Raw genomic sequence first — 26666 nt, 5'->3', positions numbered from 1 at the left:
ATACTCTAGAGGTGCCGGTCGGCCCGGTGCCCGAGGGCCGCGCTCACGGCGCTGCGGGCAAGCTCGGTGAGCGAGCCTTCCATCAGCAAGGCGATGCCGAGCCGCGCCCCCGCCGCCATGCCCAGCACCGCCAGCGGCCAAGACAGGGCCATGAGCGAGCCGGCGGTGATGCCCTGGCCGATGGTGCATCCCCCGCAGATGATCCCGCCCATCCCCATCAACGCGGCGCCGAGGAGGTGGCGCTTCATCTCCCGTGGATCGTCGAACGCTTCCCAGCGGAATTCATCGCCGGTCCGCGCCGCCGCCGCCGCGCCCAGCACCACCCCCGCGACGCTGGCGGCGCCGAATTCCGCAAGGCTCGCTTGATCGAACAGCAAGCCGAACAAGGCGCGCGCGACGGGGGAGACGAAGGTGAGGCTCTGCGGCGCGCCGGGACGGGCGAACTCGTCCATCAATTGGGTCGTGGCGAGCCATCCCGCCACCACGCCGAGGCCGAGCAGCACGCCGGCCGTCATCAGGCGGCGCGCGCGGCGCAACCTTGCATCGAGAAAGGCGAAGCTGGAGAGCAGGACAGCACCCGCCAGCGCCAGCCCTCCCCGCGTGTCGAACCCCAAAAGGCGGTTGAGCAGCGTGGGCAGATCGCCCTGCCCGCCGCCCGGCAACGGCACGATCAACCGCTCGATCAGGTCCACGCGCACGCTGGCGAGGATGCCGCGCAAGGTCGCGTAGGCCACTGCGCCGAACACCAGCAGGACCACGAGGCTGCGCAGGTCGCCGGCGCCCAGACGAACCAGCGAGCCGAAGGCGCACGTACCCACCAGGGCCATTCCAATGCCGAACAGAAGCCCGCCGAACGCGACGCCGAACCATGGCAGCGCCGCTGGCAGATAATTGGTCCGCTCGGGCGACAACAGCCCGGTCAGGATCAGCACTTGCGTGCCGGCAAGCGCCACGCCGAGCGCGAGGCCGAACACCTTCAGGCGGCGCATGTCGCCGCCCACCATGGCGTCTTCCAGGGCGCCGAAGGTGCACAGCCGGGCGCGCCGCACGGCAAAGCCCACGATCGCGCCGATCAACAGGCCTGCGAGCGCGCTCCACCACGGGCTTTCGATTTCCATGCGCCGATCCTCCCTGAAACGGCCGGAGCAGGGCTTATGGATGCCCCGTCGCCGGCCCGGCGCTGCGCGTCTTAAGTCTTCGGCGGATCCACGGGTTCGCAGAAGATGTCGTAAATCACTGAAATCACCCGGCGCACGTCCTCGCTGGCGAGGCTGTAGCAGATGGTCTTGCCGTCGCGCCGCGTGGTGACGAGGCCATCCAGGCGCAGGCGCGCCAATTGCTGGGACACGGTGGGCTGGCGCAAGGACAGGATGTTCTCCAGCTCCGTCACCGAGCGCTCGCGTTCCGCCAGCAGGCATAACAGCAGCAGCCGGTTTTCATGGGAGAGAGCCTTTAGAAAGTCGCTCGCCTTGCGCGCATTGCGCATCAATTGATCCAACTCGGCCGAGATCTCTGGGCCGTCGCGCAGTTCGTCCTCGATCCGCGATGAGACGATGGCCGACATATTTCCCGTATCCTCTTTCTGGCGGCGTCAGCCCGCCGCGCGCGGCGGGCCTATTGGCTTTGCGCCGGCTTCTGAACCAGGGTCCCCAGCATCCCCCAGAACGCGTTATCCGACATATAGCCGGTAATGCGGCCGACTTCGCGTCCTTCCTCCACCAACACGAATGTCGGCGCGAACCGCACCGGCGCAGCCAGCGCCAGGTCAGGCGGCACGCCGGCGCTCATGTTGGCCCGCCGCAGGGGCGCCTGCCGCCCTTCGTCCGTCCGGTCGTAGATCGGCGACACTTCGACATCGAAGCGCTGGCACCATGCGCAGCCATTGCGTTCGAACATGACCAGTTCGCCCGCCCCAGACGGGCCGGCCAGCAGCAGAACGCACAGCGCCCCGAGGGCGCCCCGAGCGCCAAGCGCCCCGATAGCGCCAAAGGCGCCTCCGAGAGCGCCGAGAGCGCCTCCGAGGCGAGCGCGTGAGGACAATGATGCCATGCCGAACCCTGGTGGTGACAATGTTCCTTGTTACATATCATCGCATTCGAATATAAATGTAGCAAGAATGAAACCCGTGGCTTCGGCATGCGGGAAGCGGGAGGGATCAATGTCCTTGGATATCAGCCTGCCCGGCGCCTTCCTGGCCGGCCTCCTCTCCTTTGCATCGCCCTGCGTGCTGCCGCTCGTGCCGGCTTATCTCGGCTTTCTCACAGGCGCGGCGGTAGAGGCGATGCCGGTTGCCGCCTCCGGCACGGCAGCGTCCACGCCCAAGGGTGCCGCGCGCCCAGGGTCCGCGCGCCCGGGACGCGGGCGGGTGATCGTGATCGCGGGCGCGTTCGTGCTGGGCTTTTCCACCATCTTCATCCTGCTCGGCGCCACCGCCTCCGGCATCGGCCAATGGCTGACGCGCTATGCCGATATCCTCGGCGTCGTCTCGGGCGCGGTGCTGATCCTATTCGGCCTGCATCTGCTGGGCCTTGTGAAGTTCTCCTGGCTCTACCGACAGGCCAAGCTGGAAGTGTCGCAGAAACCGGCGGGCCTGCTCGGAGCCTATCTGGTGGGCCTTGCCTTCGGCTTCGGCTGGTCGCCCTGCGTCGGCCCGGTGCTGGCCGCGATCCTGATCGTCGCCGGCGCCGAGAGTTCGCTCTGGCGGGGTGCGCTGCTGCTGGCTTTCTATGCCGCCGGCATCGGCATTCCCTTTCTTGCAGCCGCCGCCTTCGCCGGTCCGTTCCTCGTCTGGGCGCGGGCCGTGAAGACGCGGCTCGGCCTGATCGAGAAGGTTTCCGGTGCCTTGCTGGTGGCCACCGGCGTGGTTTTCATGGCGGGCCTGATGCCCGAAGTCTCGCAACTTCTGCTGGATGCAGTTCCCGCGCTCGGCACCATCGGCTGAGGCGCGCCAAACCGAGGAGGACGGGCCCATGGGACATGTTCAAATGAGCCGGCGCGTCATGCTCGCCGCCCTTCTTGCCGCCCCCGCCGCCCTGCCCCGGCCCGCGAGGGCAGCGGCGCGCATCGGCGACGATGGCCTCTATACCGAGGACTGGTATGTGGAGAGCTTCCTCGATCTTGCGGAAGATCTCGCCGCCGCCACCCAGAAGAACCGGCACTTCGCCCTGCAATGGAGCCAGCGCGGCTGCCCGCTGTGCAAGCGGCTGCATACGGTCTATTTCGCCGATCCGGCCATCGAGGCGCCCATCAAGGCGCAGTTCGACATCGTTCATCTGGATCTGTTCGGCGCCCGCGAGGTCATAGCGTTCGACGGCACCCGCCTGACCGAGAAGGCCTTCGGCGCCCGCGAGGGCATCCGCGCGACGCCCACGTTCCAATTCTTCGCGATCGCGAACGGCGCGGCGCGGGAAGTCGCGCGCATGCCCGGCCTGCTGGGGCCGGAAGAGTTTTCCGCCATGTTCCGCTATGTCGCCGCCGGCGGCTATGCCGAGGGATCGTTCGCGGACTGGCTCGCGCGCCAGAAGCCGCAGAAAAGCTGACGGCCGCGCGGGCTTGGACCAACGGCCCCGGTCCTTCGGACCGAAGCCGAGCGGGTTTCGCTCAAGCGCCGCGCGGGCTTGGACCAACGGCCGATGATCGAGCGCCATCGGCCGCGGGCCTCGGGGCTCATTTCGCCGGCTTGTTGACCGGCGATTCGGGATCGAACAGATAAGCGATCACGTCCTTCATCTGCTGCTCGCTCAGCACATTATGCACGCCGAAGCGCGGCATGCTGGAGCAGGCAAAGACCGCCTGGGGATCGAACACCTTGGCATAGGCCGCCTTCGCGTCCGCCGGTTCGAACTTGCGGTCCCGTCCGTAGTTCGTGAGGCTTGGCCCGAGCGTGCCATAGCTCACTTCCTTCGGGTCCATCTGGTGGCAGGCATAGCAATTGCCGCCGCTCACGGTGCCCGGCGGATCGGAAAACTGGCCGCCGCGTCCGTTCTGCGCGATCTTGGCGCCCTCCTTCCAATTCCCCATCACGCCATCGGCGGGGAATTTCACCCGCGCCGCCTCCCGCGCGACGATCGCTTCCGCCTGGGCGGGCGAGGGCGCGTTGCGGGTTTGCGAGCAGATCCGCATGGTTTCATCCTGGGTCAGGCGCTCGGCCCACCCTTCGGGAAGCTTGGTGAAGCTCTCCTTCACCACCGCATCGACGCGCGCGGTGTCGACACCAGGGGGCTGCTGGGCGGCGGCGAGCTGGGGGAGCAGCAGCGCTGCGGCGACGGCAATCAGATATCTCTTCATGGACCTCTCCCCCTCAACGCTTGATGGAGGGGACATTGAGTTCGCCCCCCTTTGCCTGGGTGTTGAGATAGACGGTCAAAGCGGTGATCGCCTCCGAACCGTAATCGGGCGCGGGCATGCGCATCTGGCGATAGCAGTCCCACAGACGGTGCTGCATGGTGCGCAGGGCACTCTGCGAGACCCGGTAGGTGGGCCAGGATGCCATGGTCGCCTGGGCGTCCTTGCCCGGTGCGTCGAGCTGCGGCAGCCCCTGCAGGCGGATGCGCTTGCCGGCCTCGCCGTGGCAGGTGGAGCAGGAGAAATCCATGATCGAGGAGCGGCGGAAGAACAGCGCCTCGCCGATGGCATAGGCCTCTTTTTCCTTGGCATGGGCGAGCGGCACCGCGATCGGCATGCCGTTCGACTTATTGGCGATGAAGGCCACGAGATCCTCCATGTCGGAGGAGCGTCCCGGCCCCGAGAAGGGCTTGGCGACGATGCCCTTGGTGTCGAACCCCTGGATCTTCTCCATGCACCACAGGAGCCGCTGCTCCAGGTCCATCACCTTGTCCGCGTCGGCGAAATAGCGGGGCAGGCTCGCATAGGCCCCCTCCAGCTTGCCGGGCCCCTCACCGAGATCGCAGGTCTCCAGCGACACGTTCTTGGTGCCGCGCTTCTCGCTCCACAGCACCTCGCCCCGGTCGACGTTGAGGTAGCCGGGATTGGCCATAGGATCTTCGATCATCTTGCGGTAGCGCTCGATTTCCTTTTCGCTGGCATCGTCCTGGGCCGCGGCGAAGCTGCTCGCGAGGCACATCAGTGCGAGCGCGCAGAGCCCTGTGAGGATTGTCGCTTTTGGTGGCATAGGTCCTCCCCGATCTTGTTGCGCAGCAATCCCCGGCCGTCTTGAGAGGCCTTTACCGGAACCGCCGCGGCCAATGCTCCAGCGCTGCACTGCAGCGATGATCACCAGCTTAGAGCCACTTTACATTCAAAAAATTCGATATCACAATATGTGAAATTGATCGGCCGGGAAAAACCCGGCTCGAAACAAAAAACAAATGACGCCAAAGTCCTGCTGCTTGTCGCGGGACTTCCAGGAGGAAACGGATGACGCCCAAGGGAAATGCCCCCGTATGGGGATTTGCCCCCACCCGACGCCAGGCGCTGCACTTCGCGGCGCTTTCGGCCTTTGCCGCCGTGCTCGCGCCGCGCCTGTCGTTCGCGACCGAGGCACAGGTGGCCGACGAGCTGAAGAAGTTGTTCGGCGGCAAGCCGATGGGCGAGGGCAAGGTCAAGCTGGACCTGCCCGAGATCGCCGAGAACGGCCTCGTCGTGCCGATCAATCTCGACGTGGACAGCCCGATGACCGACGCCGATTACGTCAAGAGCGTCCATGTGTTCGCCGACGGCAATCCGCTGCCGCAGGTGGTGTCCTATCACTTCACGCCGGCCAGCGGCCGCGCCTCCGCCTCCGCCCGCATGCGCCTCGCCCAGACCCAGAACGTCATCGCCGTGGCGGAGATGTCCAACGGCACGCTCTACACGGCGAAGGCGCAGGTGAAGGTGACCATCGGCGGCTGCGGCGGCTGATCCCTTCAGGCAATACGGCGGCGACGAATCGGGAAGGACACATCATGGCGATCAAATCCGCACCTCGCGTGCGCGTTCCGGCGCAGGCGAAAGCCGGCGACATCATCGAAATCAAGACCCTCATCTCCCACGAGATGGAGAGCGGGCAGCGCAAGGATTCCGCCGGCAAGACCGTGCCGCGCGACATCATCAATACATTCACGGCTGCGTTCAACGGCAAGAAATTCTTTCAGGCGGACTGGTTTCCCGCCATCTCGGCCAATCCCTACCAATCGTTCTTCTTCAAGGCGAGCGAAAGCGGGGAATTCACCTTCACCTGGAAGGACGACGGCGGAGCCGAGCAAAAGGCCACCGCCAAGCTGACCGTGGGCTGACGGCGCCCGTTCCCGCTCCGGGACGCGCTGGCGTCCCGCCCTTGTCCGACGCGGCCCCGCATCCCTGAACCGGGAGGCGGAACGCCGCGCCATGTTCCGCAGGACGGTTGACGCTCATGATTTCGAGGCGCGATTTCCTCACCGCCGGCGTGGCCACGGCGGCCCTGCTCGCGGCCCACGGCCCCGCCGCTTTGGCGCAGGCGGTGCGGGGGCAGAAGCTGACGCAGGACGACCTGCTCCGGTTCGGCTCCCCCGGCACCGTGACCTTGCTCCATATGACCGATCTGCATGCCCAATTGATGCCGATCTATTTCCGCGAGCCCTCGGTCAATCTCGGAATCGGCGAGGCGAAGGGGTTGCCGCCCCATCTGACAGAGGTGGCATTCCTCAAATACTTCAATATCCCCGCTGGAAGCGCCGACGCCTATGCGATGACCAGCGAGGACTTCGCCGCGCTGGCCAAGACCTATGGGCGCATGGGCGGCATGGACCGCATGGCGACCCTCATCAAGGCGATCCGCGGCGCGCGGGGCGACGACAAGGTGCTGCTGCTGGACGGCGGCGATGCCTTGCAGGGAAGCTGGACCTCGCTGCAGACCAAGGGGGAGGACATGGTCAAAGTCCTCTCGGCCCTCAAGCTCGACGCCCTGGTCGGCCATTTCGAATTCACCTACGGCACCGACCGGGTGCTGGAGATCAAGGAGAAGGCGCCGTTCGCCTTCCTCGCCCAGAACATCCGCAGCGTCGAATGGCAGGAGCCGGTGTTCGAGGCGCGCAAGATGTTCGAGAAGGGCGGCGCGAAGATCGCGGTGATCGGCCAGGCCTTTCCGCGCACCCCCATTTCCAACCCGCGTTGGATGATTCCGGATTGGGAGTTCGGCATCCGCGAGGAGGATATGCAGAAGCAGGTGGACGCCGCCCGTGCCGAGGGCGCGGACGTGGTGGTCCTGCTCTCCCACAACGGCTTCGACGTGGACCGCAAGATGGCGTCCCGCGTTTCCGGCATCGACGTCATCTTCACCGCCCATACCCATGATGCCATGCCGGCGTCGGTGATCGTCGGCAAGACCGTGCTGATCGCCACCGGCTCGCACGGCAAGTTCCTCTCGCGCCTCGACCTCGACGTGACCGACAAGAAGGTGACGGGCTATCGCTTCCAGCTCATCCCGGTGTTCTCGGACGCCATCGCGCCCGACCCGGAGATGGCGAAGCTGGTGACCGAGATCCGCGCGCCGTTCGAAAAGGACCTGTCGCGCGAGATCGGCCGGGCGGAGAGCGTTCTCTACCGCCGGGGCAATTTCAACGGCACGCTGGACGACATGATCTGCGACGCCATGCTTCAGGAGCGCGATGTGGAGATCGCCCTCTCCCCCGGCTTCCGCTGGGGCGGAACGCTGCTGCCGGGCGATCCCATCACCTTCGACGCCATCGCCAACGCCACCGCCATCACCTATCCCGCGTGCTACCGCATGAACATGAGCGGACAGCAGATCAAGGATGTGCTGGAAGATGTGGCGGACAACATCTTTCACCCCGATCCCTATTTCCAGGGCGGCGGCGACATGGTCCGCGTCGGCGGCATGGGCTATTCCATCGATGTGTCGAAAGGCGCGGGGCAGCGCATTTCCGGCCTCACGCATCTGAAGACCGGGGCGCCGATCGAGGCTGGAAAATCCTATTCCGTCGCCGGCTGGGCGAGCGTGAACCAGGGGGTCGAGGGCCCACCGGTGTGGGAGATCGTGGAACGCTACGTGGCACGCACCAAGGCCGTGCGGGTCGCGCCCAACACCTCCGTGAAGGTCACCGGCGCCTGAGAGGGATGCAGCGTCGGGCGCCGGGAAGCCTCAATCATATTCAAATCTGCGAATTAAAGAATGTATCGGAGGACATGATGTCCGATCACAACGCCGAAGCCCCACCCGCCGCCCTCAACCGGCGCCGCTTCCTTTCGGCGGCGGGCCTTGGGGCAGCGGGTCTTGGCGCCGGCGCCATGGCGCTTGGTGCCACTGCCCTCGCTGCCAAGGCCGCCGCCGCCACGCCCGACCCCAATATCGTGCCGGTGCCCGACTGGACCAAGACGCTCGGCCAGGGCGTCAATGTAAATCCCTATGGCAAGCCCTCCCCGTTCGAGAAGGACGTGGTGCGCCGGGAGGTGGAATGGCTCACCGCCAGCCGCGAAAGCTCGGTGAGCTTCACGCCGCTCTATGCGCTGGATGGCATCATCACGCCCAACGGCCTGTGCTTCGTGCGCCACCACGGCGGCGAAGCGGAGATCGACCCGGACAAGTACCGCTTCATGGTCCACGGCATGGTGGACAAGCCGCTGGTCTTCACGCTCGACGACATCAAGCGCATGCCGGGGCGGGTGAACCGCACCTATTTTCTGGAATGCGCCGCCAATTCCGGCATGGAATGGCGCGGGGCCCAGCTCAATGGCTGCCAGTTCACCCACGGCATGATCCACAATGTGATCTATACCGGCGTGCCGCTCAAAGCCTTCCTCGATGCGGCGGGCGTGAAGCCCAAGGGCAAATGGCTGCTCGCCGAGGGCGCGGATTCCGCCGCCATGACCCGCTCCATTCCCATGGAAAAGGCGATGAAGGATTGCCTCGTGGCCTTCGCCATGAACGGCGAGGCGCTGCGCCCCGAGCAGGGCTATCCGGTGCGCCTCGTGGTGCCGGGCTGGGAAGGCAATATGTGGATCAAATGGCTGCGCCGGATCGAGGTGGGCGACGAGCCCTGGGAGCAGCGCGAGGAAACCTCCAAATATACCGACCTGCTGGCCGACGGCCGCTCGCGCCGCTTCACCTTCGTGATGGATGCGAAATCCGTCGTCACCAGCCCGAGCCCGCAGGCGCCGCTGCGCCACAAGGGCGCCAATGTGATTTCCGGCATCGCCTGGTCGGGGCGCGGCACCATCAAGCGCGTGGACGTCTCGCTCGACGGGGGGCGCAATTGGACCACGGCGCGCCTGGAGGGCGCCGCTTTGCCCATGTCCATGGCGCGCTTCTATCTGGATTTCGACTGGAACGGGCAGGAACTCATGGTCCAGTCGCGGGCCATGGACGAGACTGGCTATGTGCAGCCCACCAAGACCGCCCTGCGGGCGATCCGCGGCGAGAATTCCATCTATCATAACAATGGCATCCAGACGTGGCTGGTGCGGCCGACCGGGGAGACGGAAAATGTCGAAGTCGGCTGAAGCGCTCCTGCTGGCCATCGCGCTCGCCGCCGCCCCCGCGTTTCCCGCATTAGCGGGTCCCCCAGTGGCAGCACCCGCTTTGGCGGCTCCCGCTGCAGCAGCTTCCGCCGGTGTCGGCCGGCCCGCGCTGCCGGAGGAGATTGCCGCCTGGGACATCGACGTGCGCCCCGATGGACAGGGGCTGCCACCCGGCAAGGGCTCGGTGAAGGAAGGCGAGGAAATTTTCCTGCAGAACTGCGCCGTGTGCCACGGCGAGTTCGGCGAGGGCGCCGGCCGCTGGCCCGTGCTGGCGGGCGGACAGGGCTCGCTCAAATCCGAGCGGCCGGAAAAAACCATCGGCTCCTTCTGGCCTTATGCTTCGACCGCCTATGATTACATCCATCGGGCCATGCCGTTCGGCAATGCCCAATCCCTGGAGCCGAACCAAGTCTATGCCATCGTCGCCTATCTCTTGAACCTGAACGACGTGGTCAAAGATGATTTCGTCTTGAGCCGGGAGAATTTTCCAAAGGTGACGCTGCCCAACGTGGGCGCCTTCTATGATGACGACCGCGAAACGGCCGAAAAAGCCTTCTGGAACGCCAATCCCTGCATGAAGGACTGCTCCGGCGAGGTGAAGGTGACCGGACACGCCCGCATTCTCAACGTGACGCCGAAGGAAGGCGAGGAACCGAAAGGCAATCTTGAGTGAACCGACGCCCGGCCCAGGCCAGGAGGGAGCAAGAACGCACCCGCCCAGCGCGCACCCGGCACGCACGGCGCGCGGGCTTGGCGGTGGCGATCCTCTGCGCCGGGGGCTGGCCGGCGCGGGCCGAGGGAGATCGTGAATATGGCGCCTATCTCGCGTCCCAGTGCGTCACCTGCCATCAGGCGACGGGCAAGAGTGCCGGCAGCGTGCCGGCGATCGTCGGTTGGGCGCCGGATCAGTTCGCCGCGGTGATGATGGCGTACCGCCACAAGGAGCGCGACAACGAGGTGATGCGCACCGTGGCGGCGGCCTTGTCGGATGAGGAGATTGCCGCGCTCGCCGCCTATTTCGGGGATTTGAAGGCCGCTGGCGGGCCCTAAACACCGTCGCAAGATTCAACGAGGTGCCGGAACAGGCGCCCGTCATCACGGGAGAAGCCCATGGCCATTTTCGATCGCCGCGCCTTTCTTGGAAGCCTGGCGCTTGCCGGGGCGGCGCCGGTGGCGGCCTCCGCCGCGCAGAGCCTGCAATTGAAGGACATCGCCAAGGAGGCGGACAGTGCCTGCCTGTATCATTGCGACTTCGGCGAGCCGCCCCGCTTCGTGCAGACGCTGACCAATATCTCCAACCATTATTCGACGTACGGGGCGGACCCGTTCGCCATTCAGATCGCGCTGGTGGCGCACGGACCGGGCGTGAAATTCTTCCTCGAATCCCTCGACGACACCACCTGGCGCGATGAAGTCATGGTGCCGCAGATCTTCGAGAAGGTGGAGGGCGTCGCGAAGAACGGGCTCAAGGTCTATCTGTGCTCGATCACCTTCGAACGCTTGAAGCTCGATCGCAACAAGGTCCGCAAGGCCGATTTCATCGCCTTCGTGCCCTCGGGCGTCGCCACCGTCGCCGCGCTCCAGAACAAGGGCTTCGCTTATATCAAGATCGGCTGAGCAAACCAGGCCGGCGCGGGAGGGATAAACCATGCCCATCAATCGCAGAGACTTCATGATCGGCTCGGGTGCGGCGGCGCTCGCCGTTCCGCTCGGCGCCCCCGCCGTGCTCGGCCAGGCCAAGCCCCGCCTCGTGGTGGTGGGTGGCGGCGCGGGCGGGGCGACGGCCGCGCGCTATGTGGCAAAGGACAGTGCCGGAGCGATCGAGGTGATCCTGGTGGAGCCGAGCCGCCAGTATGTCACCTGCTTCCATTCGAACCTGTATCTCGGCGGCTACCGCACCTTCGATTCCCTCGTGCAAAGCTACGACAAGCTGGCGGCGCAGGGCGTGGCGCTGAACCATCAGGCCGCAACCGGCATCGATCGCGAGAAGAAGCAGGTGCGGCTCGCCGACGGTTCAAGCCTTTCCTACGATCGCCTCATCCTCTCCCCCGGCATCGATCTGAACTATCAATCGGTGCCCGGCTGGAGCGAGGCGGCGGCCGAACTCATGCCCCATGCCTGGAAGGCCGGGCCGCAGACCAGATTGCTCAAGCAGAAGCTGGATGCGGTGCCCGACGGGGGCCTGATCGTCATCATCGCCCCGCCCAATCCCTATCGCTGCCCGCCGGGGCCCTATGAGCGGGCCTCCATGATGGCCCATGTGCTGAAGACCACGGGGCGCGGCAAGGCCAAGATCATCATCGTCGATCCCAAGGAGAAATTCTCCAAGATGGGCCTGTTCGAGGCCGGCTGGGAAAGCCACTATCCCGGCATGGTCGAATGGATCGCTCCCGCCATCAATGACGGGCTGAAGTCCGTGGACCCCGCCACCGGCACAGTCGTCACGGGCTTCGAAACCTATAAGAACGCCGCCCTGGTGAATGTCATTCCCGCCCAGATGGCCGGACGCATCGCCCGCGACGCCGGGCTCGCCAATGCCACCGGCTATTGCCCGATCGATCCGCAGACCATGGCCTCGGCGATGGACGCCGCCATTTTCATCGTGGGGGATGCCGCCATTCCCGGCGACATGCCGAAATCCGCCTTCGCCGCCAACAGCCAGGCGAAGGTGGCGGCCATGGCGGTGCGCGCCCAATTGACCGGCGCCAAGGCCTTTCCCGCACGCTACGCCAATACGTGCTGGAGCCTCATCGACACCGACGATGCGGTGAAGGTGGGTGGGCGCTATGCCCCCGCCGACGGCCGCATCAAGGAAATCGAGGGTTTCGTCTCCAAGACCGACGAAAGCGCCGACCTGCGCAAGCAGACCGAGGCCGAGAACGTCGGCTGGTACGCCGCAATCACCGCCGACATCTTCGGATGATCGCCGCCGCTGCTGCCTTGCAGGCGAAGCAACCGCTCTTCCCTTCCCGCGTCACACGCGGCCACTACAATGATCGAGGCCTTAAAGATGCGCTTCACCCCTTGCGTTCTTCTGCTCTCCCTCGCCACGCTCAGCGCGGCGCCCGCCGTGGCGCAGGATATTTCAGCAGGTGAGCGGGTCTGGAACAAATGCCGCGCCTGTCATCAGGTGGGAGAGACCGCGAAGAATGCCGTCGGCCCGACGCTGAACGGCGTATTCGGGCGCCCGGCGGGCACGGCGCCCGGCTATAATTACTCCGAAGCCAACAAGCATTCGGGGATCACCTGGGACGAGACGGTCTTCGCCGAATACATCAAGGATCCGCGCGCGACGATTCCGGGTACCAAGATGGCCTTCCAGGGCATCAAGAACGAGCAGGAGATCAAGGATCTCACCGCGTTCCTGGCGCAGTTCGGCGCCGACGGCAAGAAACACTAGCAGCAAGAAACACTAAGCAAGAAACACGAGCGCTCGCCGGAAGCTGCGAAGGCGCACGGGGGATGCGGCGTTCCGCATCCCCCGCCCATTCCTTGCCCCGTCGCAGGTCCCTACCCTAGCGGCCGAGGGCCTTCTTCTTCTGGGCCTCGTCCTCCATCAATTCGAACCACATGGCGTTGAGTACGGCGAAGGCGGCTGCGAGAGGCAGGCCCAGCATCCAGGCGAAGTACCACATAGCTGTCTCTCCTCAGTAAGCGTGGCCGCCCTTTTCGGTGACCATGGTTTCGTCCACCTTGCCCCAGAGCACCCGGTACACCCAGGTGGTATAGGCAAGGATCATCGGCAGGAAGATCACCGTCACCACCAGCATGATGAACAAGGTCAGGTGGCTCGACGAGGAATCCCACACGGTGAGGCTCGACTGGGGGTTGATCGAGGACGGCAGGATGAAGGGGAACATGGACACCCCGACGGTCGAGATGATGCCGAAGATCCCCAATGCGGACGCCAGGAAGGTCGGCACCTCCAGGCGGGCGCGCAGGCCGAGGAAGGCGCCGAACACGCCCAGGAAGCCGAGCGCCGGGGCGATCAGCAGCACCGGATAGGTCCGGTAATTGGCGAACCACACGCCGTTTTCCACCGCCACCGACTTCAGCAGCGGATTGGACGGGCCGAACGGGTCGATCACGCTGGTGATGCGGAAGCCCTGCACGAACAGGTACAAGGCGATGCCGCCGAGGGCGAACAGCACGAGCGCCGCAAGCGCGCTGATGCTGCCGATCGCCCGCGCCCGCGCCGCCACAGGGCCTTCCGCCTTCACCATCAGCCAGGCGGCGCCGTGCGTGACCAGCATGGCGACGGAGAGCAAGCCGCACAGCAGAGCGAACGGGTTCAGCAGGCCGAAGAAGGTGCCGTCGTAGAAGATGTGCAGTTCGCTGTCGAAGCGGAACGGCACGCCCTGGAGCACGTTGCCCACCGCGACGCCGAAGATCAGCGCCGGCACGAAGCCGCCGATGAACAGGGCCCAGTCCCAGGCCGAGCGCCACGCCGGGCTCTCGCGCTTGCTGCGATAGGTGAAGCCCACCGGCCGCAGGATCAGAGCGGCGAGGATCGCGAACATGGCGAGGTAGAAGCCCGAGAACGAGACCGCATAGAGCGGCGGCCAGGCGGCGAAGATGGCGCCGCCGCCGAGCACCAGCCACACCTGGTTGCCTTCCCAGACCGGGCCGATGGTGTTGATGGCGATCCGCCGCTCCACGTCGGTGCGGCCGACGAACGGCAGCAGGGTGGCAACCCCGAGATCAAACCCGTCGGTAATGGCGAAGCCGATGAGCAGCACGCCCAGGAGCACCCACCAGATGAGCCGCAGGATTTCGTAATTGATGAGTTCGCTGAGGATCATGGCGCATCACTCCGCAGGGGCCAGACGGGGGTTGAGCAGGCCCGCCTCGGGTTCGATGTCGGGCTTGGGACCCTTGCCGATGGCGCGGATCATGAGGCCCATCTCGATGATGAACAGGATGGTGTAGATCAGCGCGAAGCCCACGATGGTGAACAGCACCGTGGTCACGCCGAGGTTGGACACGCCGGCGGCGGTGGGCAGCATGCCTTCGATCATCCAGGGCTGACGGCCGTATTCCGCCACCACCCAGCCGAATTCCGCCGCGATCCAGGGCAGCGGGATCGACAGCACCGCGATCCGCAGCAGGATCGGGTAGCGGTCCAGCATGCGCCGCGCCGAGAGGATGAACATCAGCGTCATGAAGGCGATGAAGTAGAAGCCGAGGCCCACCATGATGCGGAACGACCAGAACATGGGGGCGACACCGGGCACGGTGTCCCAGGCGGCCTTGTCGATCTGCTCCGGCGTCGCCTGCCGGGGGTCGTCCACATAGCGCTTGAGGAGCAGCGCGTAGCCGAGGTTTCGACCGTTGTCCTCGAACGCCTTCTGCACGTCGGGGGCGACCGCGGCGGTGCCGTTGGCGCGGATCTTCTGGAGCGCGTCATAAGCGATGATGCCCTGCTGGATCCGGTCCTTGGCATGGCCGACCAGTTCCTCGATGCCGGGGATCACGGTGGTCAGCGAGCGGGTGCCGATCAGGCCCATCACCCAGGGAATGCGCACCGCATAATGGGTCTCGCGCGCCTCCTGGTCGGGAAAGCCGAACAAGGTGAAGGAGGCGGGCGCCGGCTCGGTCTCCCACATGGCCTCGATGGCCGCGAGCTTCATCTTCTGGTGCTCGGTGTCGAGATAGCCGCTCTCGTCGCCCAGCACGACCACCGACAGGGAGGCCGCGAGCCCGAACGAGGCGGCCACCGTCATGGAGCGCTTGGCAAGGTCGATGTGGCGCCCCTTCAGCAGATACCAGGCCGAGACGCCGAGCACGAAGAAGGACGCCGTCACATAACCGGCGGAGACCGTGTGCACGAACTTCGCCTGGGCGACCGGGTTGAACAGCACCGCGTAGAAGTCGGTCACCTCCATGCGCATGGTCTGCGGGTTGAAGGCCGATCCCACCGGGTTCTGCATCCAGCCATTGGCGATCAGGATCCAGAGCGCGGAGAAGTTGGAGCCGATCGCCACCGCCCAGGTGGTCACCAGATGTCCCACCTTGGACATCTTGTCCCAACCGAAGAAGAACAGACCGACGAAGGTGGCTTCCAGGAAGAAGGCCATGAGCCCTTCGATGGCCAGCGGCGCTCCGAAGATGTCGCCGACATAATGGCTGTAATAGCTCCAGTTCATGCCGAACTGAAACTCCATGACGATGCCGGTGGCGACCCCGAGAACGAAGTTGATCCCGAACAGGGTGCCCCAGAATTTCGTCATCTGACGCCAGATCGGGCGCCCGGTCATCACATAGACGGTCTCCATGATCGCCAGGAGCACGGAGAGCCCGAGCGTGAGCGGCACGAAGAGGAAGTGGTAGAGCGCCGTCATCGCGAATTGCAGGCGCGATAGACTTACGATGTCGAATTCCATTGCTCACTCCGGGGTGCGCCCGGCCTCCTGTCGTAATTCCCGGCGCCGCGGCGCCATCCGTTCGCGGGGTGCGGGGCCTGGTCAATCCGGGCGGAGCGCGGCGAGCGCGGCATGAAAAGCCGGCTCGCCCCGTTCCGCCCGGAAGACGATGCGTCCGCGGTCAATCATCACCAGGTGATCGGCGATCTCCGCCTCGCGCCTGATGTGGGTCGCGACGATGACGGAGCGCCCGGTCGCATGAGCGGCCAGTCGGCCGAGCACGTCCCGTGCGGTGGCGGCATCGAGCCCCTCGGTCGGCTCGTCGAGCAGCCAGAGGGGCGTGTCGCGCAGCAGCAGCCGGGCCAGCGCCAGCCGGCGACCCTGGCCGCCGGACAGGCCGAGCCCGCCCTCGCCGAGCAAGGTGTCGAGCCCGCGCGGCAGCGCGCGGACATCCTCCGCGAGGCCCGCCGCCGCGAGCGCGTCCCACAGCCGGTCATCGTCGGCAGCGGCAGCGGCGAGGCGCAGATTGTCGCGCAGGCTGTCCTGAAACAATTCGGTGCGCTGGGTCAAAAGGGTGCAGCCAAGCGCCTCCACCACACCCGATTGGGGCGCCATCTCGCCGCAGGCGAGGGCCAGCAAGGTCGATTTGCCGGCGCCGCTGGTGCCGATCACGGCCACCCGCTCACCGATGGAGATATCGAGCGTGAGGTCGTGCACCGCCGGCCGGCTGGCGCCGCCATGGCGGGCGGTGACGGCGCGCATCCGCAGCGCAAGCCCGGCCGGCGGCGCGAGGGGACGGGACGCCGGCGCCTGCGGGCGCAGGCGCGGCCCGATGCGGCGCACCGCCAGCACGGTCCGGCCGAGTTCCAGCGCGCCACGCCGCAGGCCCGCGAAAGGCTCCGCCGCCGCGAGCGCGACCAGCAGCCCGAGAGCCGCCACGGGCGTGTCGATGACGCCCTGGTCCGCCAGCAGGCCAACCCCGATCAAGGTGCCCGCGAGCACCGCCGTACCGGTGATCGCAAAGCCCGTGGTCACGCGGGTCTCGATGGCGTCGAGCGCATCATCGGCCTGCGAAAGGGTGGCGTCCGCAGATGCCAGCGCATCGCGCTGCGCGGCCAGGCGGCCGGCCATGGCCAATTCGGTCTGGCCGGCGATCAGATCGATGGCGTCCGCGCGCAAGGCTTCCAGCGCATGGGCGCGACGCCGCGCGGGACGGCGGGCGGCGCGCGCCGCGAACACCGGCAGGCCGAAGCCGGCCGCGATCAATGCGGCCGCGACCGCGGCGCCGAGCCAAAGCTGCATCAGGCCGAGCGCGACGCCGGCGGCAAGCGCGGTCGCGAGCATCGCCCCTGCCGGCACCAGCACCCGCAGGTAAAGGGAATCGAGTGCATCGATGTCGGCCGTGAGCCGAAACAGCAGCCGCGCCGGCCGCGCCAGCAGAGCCCGCGCCGCGCCCGGCTCGGCCCAGCCGCGAAACAGCCGCTCGCGCAAGCCGGCGAGAATGGAGAGGGCGGCGTCATGGGTCGTCAGCCGCTCGCCATAGCGCGAGGCGGTGCGCGCCAGAGCGAGGAAGCGGATGGCGGCGGCGGGGGCGAACACGTCGAAGGTCAAGGCGGCGGCGGACAAACCGGCGATCGCGGTTGCCGAGATGAACCAGCCGGAGAGCCCGAGCAGGGCAAGGCCGGCCAGCACCGTGGTGGCGGCGAGCACCAGGCCCGCCAGCAGCATGCCGCGCTGCTCCTGGACAAACAGGTCGAGGACCGGCCACAGATCGTTGCGGTGTTTCATGGCCGCGGCTCCAGCAGAACCTGCCGGTCCATGCGCGCGATCAGCACCGGATCATGGGTGGCGACGATCAGCGTGCGGCCCTCGGCGAGCGTCAGCAAGGCTTCGGTGACCTCGCGGGCGGTGGCGGCGTCGAGATGGGCGGTGGGCTCGTCCGCCAGAATGAGATCGGCATGCCGGTTCGCCGCCGCACGGGCCAGGGCGAGCCGCAGCGCCTCGCCGCCGGAAAGCCCGGCGCCTCCCTCGCCGATGGCGCGGCCATGGCGATCCGCAGCGATCGGATCCAGCACGGCGAAGCGAAGGGCGGCGGCCACCGCGTCAGTGCCGATATCCGCCCGCCCGAGGGCGATGTTCGCCCGCAGGGAGCCGGCGAAGAAGTGTGGGCTCTGCCCGATCCAGGCCATGCGGGCGCGGTGCGCGGTGGCGGTCTCCCCGGTCAGCGGCCGGCCGCCGATGGCGATCTCCCCGCCATCCGCCGGAGCCAGGCCGGCGATGAGGGCGAGCAGCGTGGACTTGCCCGCGCCGCTGGCGCCGGTCAGTGCCACCCGCTCACCGCCGGCCACATCGAGGTTGAATGCGGCGAGGACCGCCCCCGCGCTGCCCGCGTGGCGGAAATCAAGCCCGGTGATGCGGACCTGCGGCGCCGGACGTGGCGCCGTGGCCACTTGCGCGACGGCTGGCGAGGGTGCCTCGCCCGCACCCGGCAAGGCCAATCCCGGCCGCGCGAGGCCCTCCAGCATCTCCATCGCCGCCTCACCCGCTGCCCGGTCGTGCCACACCGCCGAGAGGTCTCGCAGCGGCTGGAAGAAGGCCGGCGCGAGCAGAAGAATGAACAGGCCCTCGCCGAGCGAGAGCCTGCCGCCCCATGCGCCGAAGTCGAGCGGGCCGAGAAAATGGAAGCCGATATAGACCGCCACCATGGCGACCCCGAGGGCCGAGAACAGTTCCAGTACCGCCGAGGACAGGAAGGCGATGCGCAGCACCGCCATGGTGCGCGCCTTGAGGGAAAAGGCGTTCGCCCTCAGGCGGCGGGCCGTCAGGTCCACGGCATCGAGCGCGCGGATGGTGGCAAGGCCGCGCAGGCGATCCAGCAGGAAGGCGTTCATGCCGCCGACCTCGACCATCTGGGCGGCGCTGGCGGCTTTGGCCCGCCACCCGACCAGGGCCATGAACAGGGGAATGAGGGGCGCTGCGACCAGCATCACCAGGCCCGCGACCCACGACAGGGGAAACACCGCGCACAGGATGGCGAGGGGGACGAGGGTCGAGCGCTGGCGGGCGGGACGGTAGCGGGCAAGATAGGGCACGATGGCTTCCGCCTGCTCGGCCAGGGCGCTCGCGGCCGATCCCGAAGCGGGACGTTCGGCATCGAGCGGCGAACGGGCGGACAGCGCCATCGCCGCACGGGCGCGTTGCTCCGACAGGATGGCCCGGGCGGACCTGAAAGCAAGCCGCGCCCCCGCAGCATCAAGCAGGGCCCGCAGCACCCCGAGGGCGAACACCAGCGCCGCCGCGAAAATCACCGGCCGCATGCCGCCGTGATCGGCGATGGCCTGAACGGCAAAGGCCAGCAGCGCCGCCTGCGGCAGCCAGATCAGCGCCGCCGCGCTCTGCATAAGGCTGCCGAGGGCGACACCCCGGCTCGGCTTCGCCGCTCGTTGCGTCTTGCGCGCGCTCTTGCTCCGACGCAGGCGGCGGAACACGGAACTTTTCGCGGCCTTGCCGCGCCACGCGGCAGGCGCGCGCGGTGCCGCCGGCAGCGACTCGCGCGCCGTCTGCGGCGGGTCGGAAATGAGGGCGACGGGGAGCGACATAATTCACTCTTTTCCGCGCGGGCGACGGGGACGGGCGAGCGAGACGACCTTGGCCTTGGCCTCCAGCAGGCGTGTCACCTTGGCGCCCATGGATAGCAAGGTTGCAAGGCGGGCCGTATCGAGCTCCTTGACGTCGTCATACCAATTGGTGAGCTGCTCGATTAGGCCGTGCATCTCGGCGAGGCGCGCCTGCGCATGGCGCTCCTCCTCGGTGGCCGGCTCCTGCATGAGGATCTCACGCAGCACCGACAGCGTCGGGTCCACCTCCCGCTTCTTCCGCTCCTCGGCGAGCGTGCGCAGGATGAGCCAGATGTCGTCTGGTGTGGTGAAGAAATCGCGCCGGTCATCGGGCAGGTGCTTCAGAAGCACGAGATTCCACGCCTGGAGCTCGCGCAGGCTCATGGACACGTTGGAGCGGGAAATTCCCAGGGCCTCCACGATCTGGTCGGCGCACAGCGGCGTAGAGGATACGAACAGGAGCGCATAAATCTGACCCACGGTGCGATTGATGCCCCAGCGGCTACCCATCTCGCCAAAATGCAAAACGAACGCCTGAATTGTCGAAGGCAGCTTCATCTGTTTTCCGTAATGACAGTTATTTCAGAACTTTCTGAAACTTATATACGTGAGGCATTCAAGCTGGCAAGTACCCTGACGGCACGCTGCGATCTCCATGCTGAGCATGCATACCCACCGCAGGCTCAGGGCGATCCGACGCTGAATCACCATTCAAGTAGACAACTACTGTTTATTTCGGAATCCTACAAACTATATTACAGAAAATATTCTGCACACAGATTTCTAGCTATATTTACTTCCATCAAACCAATTTTTTATGACTATTTTTTCTATACTTATTCAGCGAATGAACTTCATTGGCGGTTCCGCGACACACCGCCCCCTATCGATCCCCCGGCTCCGTGTGATAGAGACAGCTAAGTGTTTCCAGCAGCATTCGAACTTTATTACTTGAAATGCTATAAAAAATTGATTGTGCGTCTCGTCTCGTTTTAACCAAGCCCTGAAGGCGTAATTTCCCGAGATGCTGCGACACAGCCGACGAACTAAGTCCTGTAATTACTGCAAGTTCACCCACCGACCGTTCACTTTCAGACAGATGACAGAGGACAATCAAGCGCTTAGAATTGGCCATCGAGGTTAGAAGTTCGGCGGCTTCGGCGGCTCTCTCCTCTAGGCAGGCGAGTGGTAGCTTTGGGTGATCTTTTGTGTCCATGATGGGATACTCACTTCCTGGAACATCTCTAAAACAAAAAAGTGAGCAAATTTCATAAATTGGCCATCACCTAGCGCGCAGTACTCAAACAGTCGGTGACCTCACGAAACGACATGCGGCTTAAGATAAATGTGTGGCCGTTATTCTATCGCGTTCATCTCCGTCCTTGAGAGAGCATGTGGTAGACTACAATTAAATCTGTCTGGCCGCGCCAGACAGATCCATCAGCGGATCGGTTCGGAATGTGCATTCAAATGAGCATACCGAAGGCGATCCTCCTCGCGCACCCCAGATTCGAGCACCTTCCGTGCCCCTCCCCCGCAGCACTATGCCACGCGGTCCTGCTTTACTACCGGGCAGGCTCGGAGGCTGAGTGGACTCAGGCCTGCCCGCTTGGTACTCAACTTTTGTCCGCCAGAATGGGAAGAGAAACATGTCCGGGTTGGAACAATGGGAAGGCCGGTATTCCACCAATGAATATATCTTCGGCACCGAGCCGAATGCGTTTCTGAAGGCGCAGGCTGCCCGCCTGCGCCCTGGAGAAACAGCACTCGCAATTGCCGACGGCGAAGGCCGAAACGGCGTGTGGCTCGCGCAGCAGGGTCTCAACGTCACCTCCGTCGATTTTTCCGCGACCGCCATCGAAAAGGCACGTCGGCTTGCACAAGCGCGCGGCGTCCGCATTAACTTCGAATGTACCGATATCAGCGTGCGGGAATGGTCGCAGGATGCGTTCGACGTCGCAGCGGCCATCTTCTTCCAGTTCGCCGGACCGTCCCTGCGCGAGCAAATCTTTGCCGGTCTCCGGCAGACGGTGAAGCCGGGCGGCCTCCTCTTCCTGCAGGGTTATCGACCAGAGCAACTCACGTACAAGACCGGCGGTCCTGCTCAGATCGAGAATCTCTACACACGCGATATGCTCGAACGAAGCTTCGGCGATTGGGATATCCTCGATCTTTGTGAGCATGATGAGGTGCTGGGTGAAGGAAGCCGTCACGTCGGCATGTCCGCCTTGATCGACCTCGTCGCGCGCAAGCCGCGTTAATGCAGATTGTGGTGTACATTTCCCCATTAGCTGGCATCGCGAGTTGATTGGCACTGCAGTCTCATTTCTAGATCTGGCGTCGGCTTCATCGATCAGATTGATGCAGTTGCGCTTTCAGAGGCTCACGATAACATTTTTCAGTGCAGCCCGTACTTTCTCGGCCAGCGTCAGCAGCTTTGGGTTGTCGATCGCCTGCATGGAGGCGACTGGATCAATGGCTGCCACTTCCATCTTGCCGACACCGGCCTCCTGCACGACGACATTACAGGGAAGCATGGTGCCCGCTTTGCATTCGGTTAAGAGGGCCTCATACGCTAAGAGCGGGTTGCAGGCACCAAGGATACGGTAATTCCGGAAATTGGCGCCGAGCTTCGTCTTGAAGGTATCAGTCACATTGATCTCGGTGATGATGCCGAATCCGGCTGTCTTGAGGGCTGCGGTGGTGCGATCGACTGCCTCATCAAAGTCGCACACGAGGGTCTTTTCAAAGTAATAGCTCATGAATCTTCTCCGTTGATTCCGCCAGGGAAAATCATAGACTGCCCTGGTCACCGCTATCGCCAGAGTTGAAGCTTCTCGCGACAAATCTCGAACATGCAACTATACAGAAATACCGCATAATTCCGCGTTCGGATTGGACCAACGTCGCCATCCATCCCGAACAAATCGCCTTAAATCTGCGTTCGCTCCCCCGCTTCTTTCGCCGCGCGCCTACCGCCGCGCAGCACCACATAGATCGCCGGAATAACCAGCACCGTGAGCGCCGTCGACGAGGCAAGGCCGAAGAGCAGGGAGATGGCGAGCCCCTGAAATATCGGGTCCGTCAGGATCACCGCCGCTCCGATCATCGCGGCGAGCGCGGTGAGGAGAATCGGCTTGAAGCGGATGGCGCCGGCCTCCAGCAGCACGTCGACCAGGGGCCGGTCGGGCGTGCGCGCATGGCGGATGAAGTCGACCAGCAGGATCGAATTGCGCACGATGATGCCTGCGAGCGCGATGAAGCCGATCATGGAGGTTGCCGAGAACGGCGCCCCGAACATCCAGTGGCCGAGCATGATGCCGATGAAGGTCAGCGGGATCGGCATCAGGATGACCAGGGGCACCTTGAAGGAGCCGAACTGGGCCACCACGAGGATGTAGATGCCGAGGATCGCCACGCCGAAGGCCGCCCCCATGTCGCGGAACGTGACCCAGGTCACCTCCCATTCACCGTCCCATAGCAAGGTGGGATGGCTCTCGTCGTCGGGCTGGCCGTGGAGTGCGATCACGGGCTTCGGCACATCGCCCCAGTCCGCCTTTTCGATGGCGTCGGCCACCGCCATCATGCCGTAGACGGGGGCCTCGAACTGGCCGGCGAGTTCGCCGGTGATCATTTCGGCGGCCCGGCCGTTGTGGCGGAAGATCGGGTATGAGGCCGGCTCGCGCGTCACGCTCACCACGTCGCCAAGCTCCACGACGCCGCGCGCGCCCGGCAGCGCATTGGCAGGCACGGGGGTGGTGAGCGTGCGCTCGTTCACGACTTCGGCGCTCTTGGGCAAGGCGATGCGGATCGGGATCGGCTGGCGGCCGCCGCCGCGGTGCGAATAGCCCACCGTCGAGCCGGAGTAGAAGGCGCGGATGGCATCGTACACATCGCCTTGCTCGACCTTGTAATATTCGAGGTTGTCCTGGTCGATGGCGATGCGCACGCGCTCGGGCTGAATACCGTAGCTGTCGTCCACGTCGACGATGAAGGGCACGCTCTCGAACGTCTCCCGCACCTTGGCCGCCACCGCGCGTCGGGTGGCGGGGTCGGGGCCGTAGATCTCTGCGAGCAGCGTCCCGAGCACCGGCGGCCCCGGCGGCGGCTCCACCACCTTCACCGCCGTGCCTGCCGGCAGATCGAGCCCTCTCAGGCGCTCGCGGATGTCGAGGGCGACGGCATGGCTCGGGCGGTCGCGGTCGCCCTTCGGCAGCAAGTTGACGGTGACGTCGCCCTGCTGCGGCTGGGAGCGCAGATAATAATGCCGAACAAGGCCATTGAAGTTGAATGGCGCCGAAGTACCGGCGTAGGTCTGGAAGGAGATTGCTTCCGGGATCGGCGCGAGCCGGTCGACGATGGCCTGCAGGGCCCGGTTGGTGTCCTCGACCGAGGCCCCCTTCGGCAGGTCGACCATCACCTGGAGTTCGGTCTTGTTGTCGAACGGCAGCAGTTTCACCGTGACGTGCTTGGTATAGATCAAACCCAGCGAGGCCAGCGTGAGGCAGCCGACGATCAGAAGAAAAGTCCAGGCGCGGGCCTTGGTCTTGAGGATCGGTGAGGCGACCCGAACATAGGCTTGCCCGAGCCAGCCGCCATGGCCGGCCTCATGCCCATGGGCCGCCGCATCCCCCTTGCGGCCCAGCTTCATCATGAGCCAGGGCGTCAGCACCACGGCGACGAAGAACGAGAACACCATTGCCGCCGAAGCATTGGCGGGGATCGGGCTCATATAGGGCCCCATCATGCCGGAGACGAACAGCATGGGCAGCAGCGCCGCCACCACGGTCAGCGTGGCGACGATGGTGGGATTGCCCACCTCCGCCACCGCCTCGATCGCCGCCTGCTCCCGCGCCCTGCCGTCCCGCATGGCCCAGTGGCGGGCGATGTTCTCGATCACCACGATGGCGTCGTCGACCAGGATGCCGATGGAAAAGATGAGCGCGAACAGGCTGACGCGGTTCAGCGTGTAGCCCATGAGCCGCGAGGCAAACAGCGTGAGCAGAATGGTGGTGGGAATGACCACCGCCACCACCATCGCCTCCCGCCGACCGATGGCAAAAGCAACCAGCACCACGATCGAAACCGTGGCAAGGCCCAGATGGAACAGGAGTTCGTTCGCCTTTTCGTTGGCGCTCTCGCCATAATTGCGTGTCACCGTCATCTCGATGTCCTGCGGGACGATCTGCCCGCGCACCTGCTCCAGGCGGTGGGCGACAGCATCCGAGATGACGACCGCATTGGTTCCCGGTCGCTTGGCGATGGCCAGGGACACGGCAGGCACGCGCTCAAGTCCGGCCGAGGTCCTGCGCACATCGGTCACGCGCGCCTCATTCGGCTCGGTGGCGAGCACTATGTTGGCGACATCACGCACATAGACCGGCCGGCCGTCGCGGGCGGTGAGGAACAGATTGCCGATTTCGGGCGCGGTCTGCAGGGTTTGACCGGCGACAAGGGTGCGCTGCTCGCCCTGTTCGCGCACCTTGCCGAGCTGGAACGAACGGTTGGCCCCCTCGATCTTGGCCGTAAGCTGCTGAAGGGTGATGCCGTAGAGCGAGAGCTTTTCCGGGTCCGGCTCGACCCGGATTTCCTCCGGCTGCTCGCCGACGATATAGGTCAGGCCGATATCCGGCAGCTTGGCCACTTCCACCTGAAGCTCGCGGGAAAGGCGGGTCAATCCGTTGGCTGTCCAGCGCGCGGCGGCCGCCGGCGCGGGGGCGAGCGTGACGACGACGATGGCCACATCATCGACGCCGCGCCCCACGATCAGGGGCTCGGGAATGCCGACGGGGATGCGGTCCAGATTTGCCCGTACCTTGTCGTGCACCCGCAGGATCGCGGCATCGGAGCTGGTGCCGACGAGGAACCGCACGGTGACGACGACGCCGTCGTCCTCGGTCTGGGAATAGACGTGCTCGACGCCATCGATGCTCTTGACGATGGTCTCGAGCGGCTCGGTGACCAGCTTGACCGCATCCTCCGCCTTGAGGCCGTTGGCCTCGACGCGAATGTCGACCATGGGTACCGAGATCTGCGGCTCCTCCTCGCGCGGCAGCGTGACGAGGGCGACGATGCCCAACGCAAAGGCGGCAAGCAGGAACAGGGGCGTGAGCGGCGAGCCGATGAAGGCGCGCGTCAGGTTGCCGGCGATACCGAGCTTCATTTCGTGCTTCCCGGCAGGACGACGCGGTCGCCGTCCTTGAGCCCCGTCAATATCTCCACCCGCGTCCCGCCATTGTCCGGGAACGTCTCGCCGAGTATCACCGCCACGTCGAGGGGGCCATCGGGCGTGGCGACGCGGACATAGTCGATGCCGTGGCGCGTCGCGACCGCCTCGGGGGGAACCGCGATGACCGTGCGCTTGCCGACCGGGATCCAGACCAGGGTGCGCTCATTCACAAAATAGTCGCCCAGCCCAGCCACCTCCACGTCGGCGATGACACGACCGTCCGATATCTCCGGATAGATCTTAACGATGCGGCCCGGCCGCGCGGTCGCCATGTCGCCACCTTTGGCGGGGGAGAGGCCGCGCTGTCCAATGAGGACGGTGTCGCCCTCCTTGATTTCAGCAGCGTGGCGCTCTGGCAGTGACAGACGCAAATAATACTGGCCGCTTGCGATACGGGCGACTTCCTCGCCCGCCAGGATGACCGACCCGAGCGTCACCGGCACCGTCAGAACCCGTCCGGTCGCCGGCGCCACGATGGCACCCTCGGTGGCCCTTTGCGCAATGACCGCCTTGTCGGCCTCGGCGGCGGCGACCTGGTTGGCGGCCACGTCGAACTGGGTTTGCATCTGGTCGAGCCGGCTCTGGCTGACGGCGCCCCGCGCCAGGAGTTGCTGGTTCCGGTCCAGTTCGCTGCGGGCATTGGTAAGCTGGGAGCTGAGTTCCTTGATCTTCGCTTCGGCAGCGTTGAGTTCGAGGGCGAGCTTGTCGTCCACCACCAGCGCGATGGCTTGCCCCTCCTTGACCTCGCTGCCCTCGGTGACGCCGATCTGGCGGATCGTGCCGCCGATGCGGGCGCGCGCCGGGACGACGGTGCGGCTTTCCACCTGGCCGAACACCGCCTTCAGCTCCAGCACCGAAATCGCCTTGACGGTCAGCTCCGCGTCTGCCGCAGAAGCCCAGCCTATGCCCACTCCGCTGTCGACGAGAAGTAAGAACAGGACGAAGGCGGGGACGATGACTTTTGATCGTGACATGGGACGCTCGGTGAACGAGGGACAAGCCGGA

General features: G+C 65.5%; 27 protein-coding genes. 12 read left to right on the top strand and 15 right to left on the bottom strand.

Going from position 1 to position 26666, the window contains the following annotated elements:
* Positions 1–5: 5 nt before the first annotated feature.
* From V5F84_RS11345 to V5F84_RS11335, 3 genes are all read right to left on the bottom strand, one after another.
* Complete coding sequence (locus V5F84_RS11345) at positions 6–1118, bottom strand: YeeE/YedE family protein (RefSeq protein ID WP_394042479.1); 1113 nt, start codon at positions 1116–1118, stop codon at positions 6–8.
* Positions 1119–1189: 71 nt separating this feature from the next.
* Positions 1190–1564 (bottom strand): ArsR/SmtB family transcription factor, encoded by a 375-nt coding sequence (locus tag V5F84_RS11340; RefSeq protein WP_394042481.1) that lies wholly within the window; start codon positions 1562–1564, stop codon positions 1190–1192.
* A 50-nt stretch (positions 1565–1614) separates the two neighbouring features.
* Positions 1615–1896: a thioredoxin fold domain-containing protein gene (locus V5F84_RS11335; RefSeq protein WP_509277063.1), complete on the bottom strand. Its 282-nt coding sequence runs from the start codon at positions 1894–1896 to the stop codon at positions 1615–1617.
* Between the two features lie 262 nt (positions 1897–2158).
* Here V5F84_RS11335 and V5F84_RS11330 point away from each other — a divergent pair, with 262 nt between their 5' ends.
* Both V5F84_RS11330 and V5F84_RS11325 read left to right on the top strand, forming a co-directional pair.
* Positions 2159–2941 (top strand): cytochrome c biogenesis CcdA family protein, encoded by a 783-nt coding sequence (locus tag V5F84_RS11330; RefSeq protein ID WP_394042483.1) that lies wholly within the window; start codon positions 2159–2161, stop codon positions 2939–2941.
* Positions 2942–2969: 28 nt separating this feature from the next.
* Positions 2970–3539 carry a thioredoxin family protein gene (locus V5F84_RS11325; protein ID WP_394042484.1) on the top strand — a complete coding sequence of 190 codons (570 nt, stop codon included), beginning with the start codon at positions 2970–2972 and terminating at the stop codon, positions 3537–3539.
* 127 nt (positions 3540–3666) lie between these two features.
* Here the strand turns inward: V5F84_RS11325 and soxX are convergent, their stop codons facing one another.
* Both soxX and soxA read right to left on the bottom strand, forming a co-directional pair.
* Positions 3667–4287: a sulfur oxidation c-type cytochrome SoxX gene (gene soxX / locus V5F84_RS11320; RefSeq protein ID WP_394042485.1), complete on the bottom strand. Its 621-nt coding sequence runs from the start codon at positions 4285–4287 to the stop codon at positions 3667–3669.
* Positions 4288–4300: 13 nt separating this feature from the next.
* Positions 4301–5083 (bottom strand): sulfur oxidation c-type cytochrome SoxA, encoded by a 783-nt coding sequence (soxA, locus tag V5F84_RS11315; RefSeq protein ID WP_394042783.1) that lies wholly within the window; start codon positions 5081–5083, stop codon positions 4301–4303.
* Between the two features lie 293 nt (positions 5084–5376).
* Between soxA and soxY the strand changes: the two genes are divergently transcribed.
* The 9 genes from soxY to V5F84_RS11270 all read left to right on the top strand — a co-directional run bounded on the left by soxY (position 5377) and on the right by V5F84_RS11270 (position 12853).
* Complete coding sequence (gene soxY / locus V5F84_RS11310; RefSeq protein WP_394042487.1) at positions 5377–5859, top strand: thiosulfate oxidation carrier protein SoxY; 483 nt, start codon at positions 5377–5379, stop codon at positions 5857–5859.
* A gap of 44 nt (positions 5860–5903) precedes the next feature.
* Complete coding sequence (gene soxZ / locus V5F84_RS11305) at positions 5904–6233, top strand: thiosulfate oxidation carrier complex protein SoxZ (protein WP_394042488.1); 330 nt, start codon at positions 5904–5906, stop codon at positions 6231–6233.
* 116 nt (positions 6234–6349) lie between these two features.
* Positions 6350–8047 (top strand): thiosulfohydrolase SoxB, encoded by a 1698-nt coding sequence (soxB, locus tag V5F84_RS11300; protein ID WP_394042489.1) that lies wholly within the window; start codon positions 6350–6352, stop codon positions 8045–8047.
* 77 nt (positions 8048–8124) lie between these two features.
* Positions 8125–9435: a sulfite dehydrogenase gene (gene soxC, locus V5F84_RS11295; protein ID WP_394042491.1), complete on the top strand. Its 1311-nt coding sequence runs from the start codon at positions 8125–8127 to the stop codon at positions 9433–9435.
* On the top strand, positions 9419–10126 hold the full coding sequence (locus V5F84_RS11290) for a c-type cytochrome (RefSeq protein ID WP_394042492.1): 708 nt from the start codon (positions 9419–9421) through the stop codon (positions 10124–10126). Before soxC ends, V5F84_RS11290 begins: the two co-directional genes overlap by 17 nt.
* 83 nt (positions 10127–10209) lie before the next feature.
* Positions 10210–10503 (top strand): c-type cytochrome, encoded by a 294-nt coding sequence (locus V5F84_RS11285; RefSeq protein WP_394042784.1) that lies wholly within the window; start codon positions 10210–10212, stop codon positions 10501–10503.
* Between the two features lie 60 nt (positions 10504–10563).
* A complete protein-coding gene (locus V5F84_RS11280) occupies positions 10564–11070 on the top strand; it encodes a DsrE family protein (protein ID WP_394042493.1) in 507 nt (168 codons plus the stop codon).
* Between the two features lie 31 nt (positions 11071–11101).
* Complete coding sequence (locus V5F84_RS11275) at positions 11102–12376, top strand: FCSD flavin-binding domain-containing protein (RefSeq protein ID WP_394042494.1); 1275 nt, start codon at positions 11102–11104, stop codon at positions 12374–12376.
* An 87-nt stretch (positions 12377–12463) separates the two neighbouring features.
* The gene (locus tag V5F84_RS11270) at positions 12464–12853 is read left to right on the top strand and encodes a c-type cytochrome (RefSeq protein ID WP_394042785.1); all 390 of its coding nucleotides are present in this window, start codon (positions 12464–12466) and stop codon (positions 12851–12853) included.
* Between the two features lie 115 nt (positions 12854–12968).
* Here V5F84_RS11270 and cydX read toward each other — a convergent pair whose 3' ends face one another.
* The 7 genes from cydX to V5F84_RS11235 all read right to left on the bottom strand — a co-directional run bounded on the left by cydX (position 12969) and on the right by V5F84_RS11235 (position 20567).
* Positions 12969–13088, bottom strand: coding sequence for a cytochrome bd-I oxidase subunit CydX (gene cydX, locus V5F84_RS11265; protein WP_394042495.1), 120 nt, complete (start codon positions 13086–13088; stop codon positions 12969–12971).
* Between the two features lie 12 nt (positions 13089–13100).
* Positions 13101–14255, bottom strand: a complete 1155-nt coding sequence (gene cydB, locus V5F84_RS11260; protein WP_394042496.1) for a cytochrome d ubiquinol oxidase subunit II — start codon at positions 14253–14255, stop codon at positions 13101–13103.
* A gap of 6 nt (positions 14256–14261) precedes the next feature.
* Positions 14262–15836, bottom strand: coding sequence for a cytochrome ubiquinol oxidase subunit I (locus V5F84_RS11255; RefSeq protein ID WP_394042497.1), 1575 nt, complete (start codon positions 15834–15836; stop codon positions 14262–14264).
* Between the two features lie 81 nt (positions 15837–15917).
* Positions 15918–17603 (bottom strand): thiol reductant ABC exporter subunit CydC, encoded by a 1686-nt coding sequence (gene cydC, locus V5F84_RS11250; protein ID WP_394042498.1) that lies wholly within the window; start codon positions 17601–17603, stop codon positions 15918–15920.
* Positions 17600–19414 carry a thiol reductant ABC exporter subunit CydD gene (gene cydD / locus V5F84_RS11245; RefSeq protein WP_394042499.1) on the bottom strand — a complete coding sequence of 605 codons (1815 nt, stop codon included), beginning with the start codon at positions 19412–19414 and terminating at the stop codon, positions 17600–17602. Before cydD ends, cydC begins: the two co-directional genes overlap by 4 nt.
* Positions 19415–19417: 3 nt before the next feature.
* Positions 19418–19990, bottom strand: coding sequence for a GbsR/MarR family transcriptional regulator (locus tag V5F84_RS11240; RefSeq protein ID WP_394042500.1), 573 nt, complete (start codon positions 19988–19990; stop codon positions 19418–19420).
* 325 nt (positions 19991–20315) lie between these two features.
* Entirely contained in the window at positions 20316–20567 is a 252-nt protein-coding gene (locus V5F84_RS11235; RefSeq protein WP_509277209.1) for a metalloregulator ArsR/SmtB family transcription factor, read from the bottom strand.
* A gap of 514 nt (positions 20568–21081) precedes the next feature.
* On the opposite strand from V5F84_RS11235, the gene V5F84_RS11230 reads away from it, so the two are divergent.
* Positions 21082–21693 (top strand): SAM-dependent methyltransferase, encoded by a 612-nt coding sequence (locus V5F84_RS11230; protein ID WP_394042502.1) that lies wholly within the window; start codon positions 21082–21084, stop codon positions 21691–21693.
* A 114-nt stretch (positions 21694–21807) separates the two neighbouring features.
* On the opposite strand, the gene V5F84_RS11225 is transcribed toward V5F84_RS11230, so the two are convergent.
* The 3 genes from V5F84_RS11225 to V5F84_RS11215 all read right to left on the bottom strand — a co-directional run bounded on the left by V5F84_RS11225 (position 21808) and on the right by V5F84_RS11215 (position 26635).
* Entirely contained in the window at positions 21808–22194 is a 387-nt protein-coding gene (locus tag V5F84_RS11225; protein ID WP_394042503.1) for a DUF302 domain-containing protein, read from the bottom strand.
* Between the two features lie 170 nt (positions 22195–22364).
* Positions 22365–25595 carry an efflux RND transporter permease subunit gene (locus V5F84_RS11220; protein ID WP_394042504.1) on the bottom strand — a complete coding sequence of 1077 codons (3231 nt, stop codon included), beginning with the start codon at positions 25593–25595 and terminating at the stop codon, positions 22365–22367.
* Positions 25592–26635 (bottom strand): efflux RND transporter periplasmic adaptor subunit, encoded by a 1044-nt coding sequence (locus tag V5F84_RS11215; RefSeq protein ID WP_394042505.1) that lies wholly within the window; start codon positions 26633–26635, stop codon positions 25592–25594. Before V5F84_RS11215 ends, V5F84_RS11220 begins: the two co-directional genes overlap by 4 nt.
* Positions 26636–26666 lie beyond the last annotated feature (31 nt).

The organism is Roseixanthobacter liquoris (genome assembly GCF_043195135.2).
Lineage (GTDB): Bacteria > Pseudomonadota > Alphaproteobacteria > Rhizobiales > Xanthobacteraceae > NCEH01.
Note: the sequence above shows the minus strand (reverse complement) of the source record. Positions and strands in the feature narration are given on the sequence as shown.

What these genes read in the sequence shown, in the direction of transcription:
- V5F84_RS11340 (WP_394042481.1), bottom strand. Translation starts at nt 1,564, where the DNA reads ATGTCGGCCATCGTCTCATCGCGGATCGAGGACGAACTGCGCGACGGC.
- soxC (WP_394042491.1), top strand. Translation starts at nt 8,125, where the DNA reads ATGTCCGATCACAACGCCGAAGCCCCACCCGCCGCCCTCAACCGGCGC.
- soxX (WP_394042485.1), bottom strand. Translation starts at nt 4,287, where the DNA reads ATGAAGAGATATCTGATTGCCGTCGCCGCAGCGCTGCTGCTCCCCCAG.
- V5F84_RS11240 (WP_394042500.1), bottom strand. Translation starts at nt 19,990, where the DNA reads ATGAAGCTGCCTTCGACAATTCAGGCGTTCGTTTTGCATTTTGGCGAG.
- V5F84_RS11225 (WP_394042503.1), bottom strand. Translation starts at nt 22,194, where the DNA reads ATGAGCTATTACTTTGAAAAGACCCTCGTGTGCGACTTTGATGAGGCA.
- soxB (WP_394042489.1), top strand. Translation starts at nt 6,350, where the DNA reads ATGATTTCGAGGCGCGATTTCCTCACCGCCGGCGTGGCCACGGCGGCC.
- V5F84_RS11215 (WP_394042505.1), bottom strand. Translation starts at nt 26,635, where the DNA reads ATGTCACGATCAAAAGTCATCGTCCCCGCCTTCGTCCTGTTCTTACTT.
- soxY (WP_394042487.1), top strand. Translation starts at nt 5,377, where the DNA reads ATGACGCCCAAGGGAAATGCCCCCGTATGGGGATTTGCCCCCACCCGA.
- V5F84_RS11280 (WP_394042493.1), top strand. Translation starts at nt 10,564, where the DNA reads ATGGCCATTTTCGATCGCCGCGCCTTTCTTGGAAGCCTGGCGCTTGCC.
- V5F84_RS11270 (WP_394042785.1), top strand. Translation starts at nt 12,464, where the DNA reads ATGCGCTTCACCCCTTGCGTTCTTCTGCTCTCCCTCGCCACGCTCAGC.
- cydX (WP_394042495.1), bottom strand. Translation starts at nt 13,088, where the DNA reads ATGTGGTACTTCGCCTGGATGCTGGGCCTGCCTCTCGCAGCCGCCTTC.
- V5F84_RS11325 (WP_394042484.1), top strand. Translation starts at nt 2,970, where the DNA reads ATGGGACATGTTCAAATGAGCCGGCGCGTCATGCTCGCCGCCCTTCTT.
- cydC (WP_394042498.1), bottom strand. Translation starts at nt 17,603, where the DNA reads ATGAAACACCGCAACGATCTGTGGCCGGTCCTCGACCTGTTTGTCCAG.
- V5F84_RS11345 (WP_394042479.1), bottom strand. Translation starts at nt 1,118, where the DNA reads ATGGAAATCGAAAGCCCGTGGTGGAGCGCGCTCGCAGGCCTGTTGATC.
- V5F84_RS11290 (WP_394042492.1), top strand. Translation starts at nt 9,419, where the DNA reads ATGTCGAAGTCGGCTGAAGCGCTCCTGCTGGCCATCGCGCTCGCCGCC.
- V5F84_RS11275 (WP_394042494.1), top strand. Translation starts at nt 11,102, where the DNA reads ATGCCCATCAATCGCAGAGACTTCATGATCGGCTCGGGTGCGGCGGCG.
- cydB (WP_394042496.1), bottom strand. Translation starts at nt 14,255, where the DNA reads ATGATCCTCAGCGAACTCATCAATTACGAAATCCTGCGGCTCATCTGG.
- V5F84_RS11235 (WP_509277209.1), bottom strand. Translation starts at nt 20,567, where the DNA reads ATGGCCAATTCTAAGCGCTTGATTGTCCTCTGTCATCTGTCTGAAAGT.
- V5F84_RS11255 (WP_394042497.1), bottom strand. Translation starts at nt 15,836, where the DNA reads ATGGAATTCGACATCGTAAGTCTATCGCGCCTGCAATTCGCGATGACG.
- cydD (WP_394042499.1), bottom strand. Translation starts at nt 19,414, where the DNA reads ATGTCGCTCCCCGTCGCCCTCATTTCCGACCCGCCGCAGACGGCGCGC.
- V5F84_RS11330 (WP_394042483.1), top strand. Translation starts at nt 2,159, where the DNA reads ATGTCCTTGGATATCAGCCTGCCCGGCGCCTTCCTGGCCGGCCTCCTC.
- V5F84_RS11230 (WP_394042502.1), top strand. Translation starts at nt 21,082, where the DNA reads ATGTCCGGGTTGGAACAATGGGAAGGCCGGTATTCCACCAATGAATAT.
- V5F84_RS11335 (WP_509277063.1), bottom strand. Translation starts at nt 1,896, where the DNA reads ATGTTCGAACGCAATGGCTGCGCATGGTGCCAGCGCTTCGATGTCGAA.
- soxA (WP_394042783.1), bottom strand. Translation starts at nt 5,083, where the DNA reads ATGTGCCTCGCGAGCAGCTTCGCCGCGGCCCAGGACGATGCCAGCGAA.
- soxZ (WP_394042488.1), top strand. Translation starts at nt 5,904, where the DNA reads ATGGCGATCAAATCCGCACCTCGCGTGCGCGTTCCGGCGCAGGCGAAA.
- V5F84_RS11220 (WP_394042504.1), bottom strand. Translation starts at nt 25,595, where the DNA reads ATGAAGCTCGGTATCGCCGGCAACCTGACGCGCGCCTTCATCGGCTCG.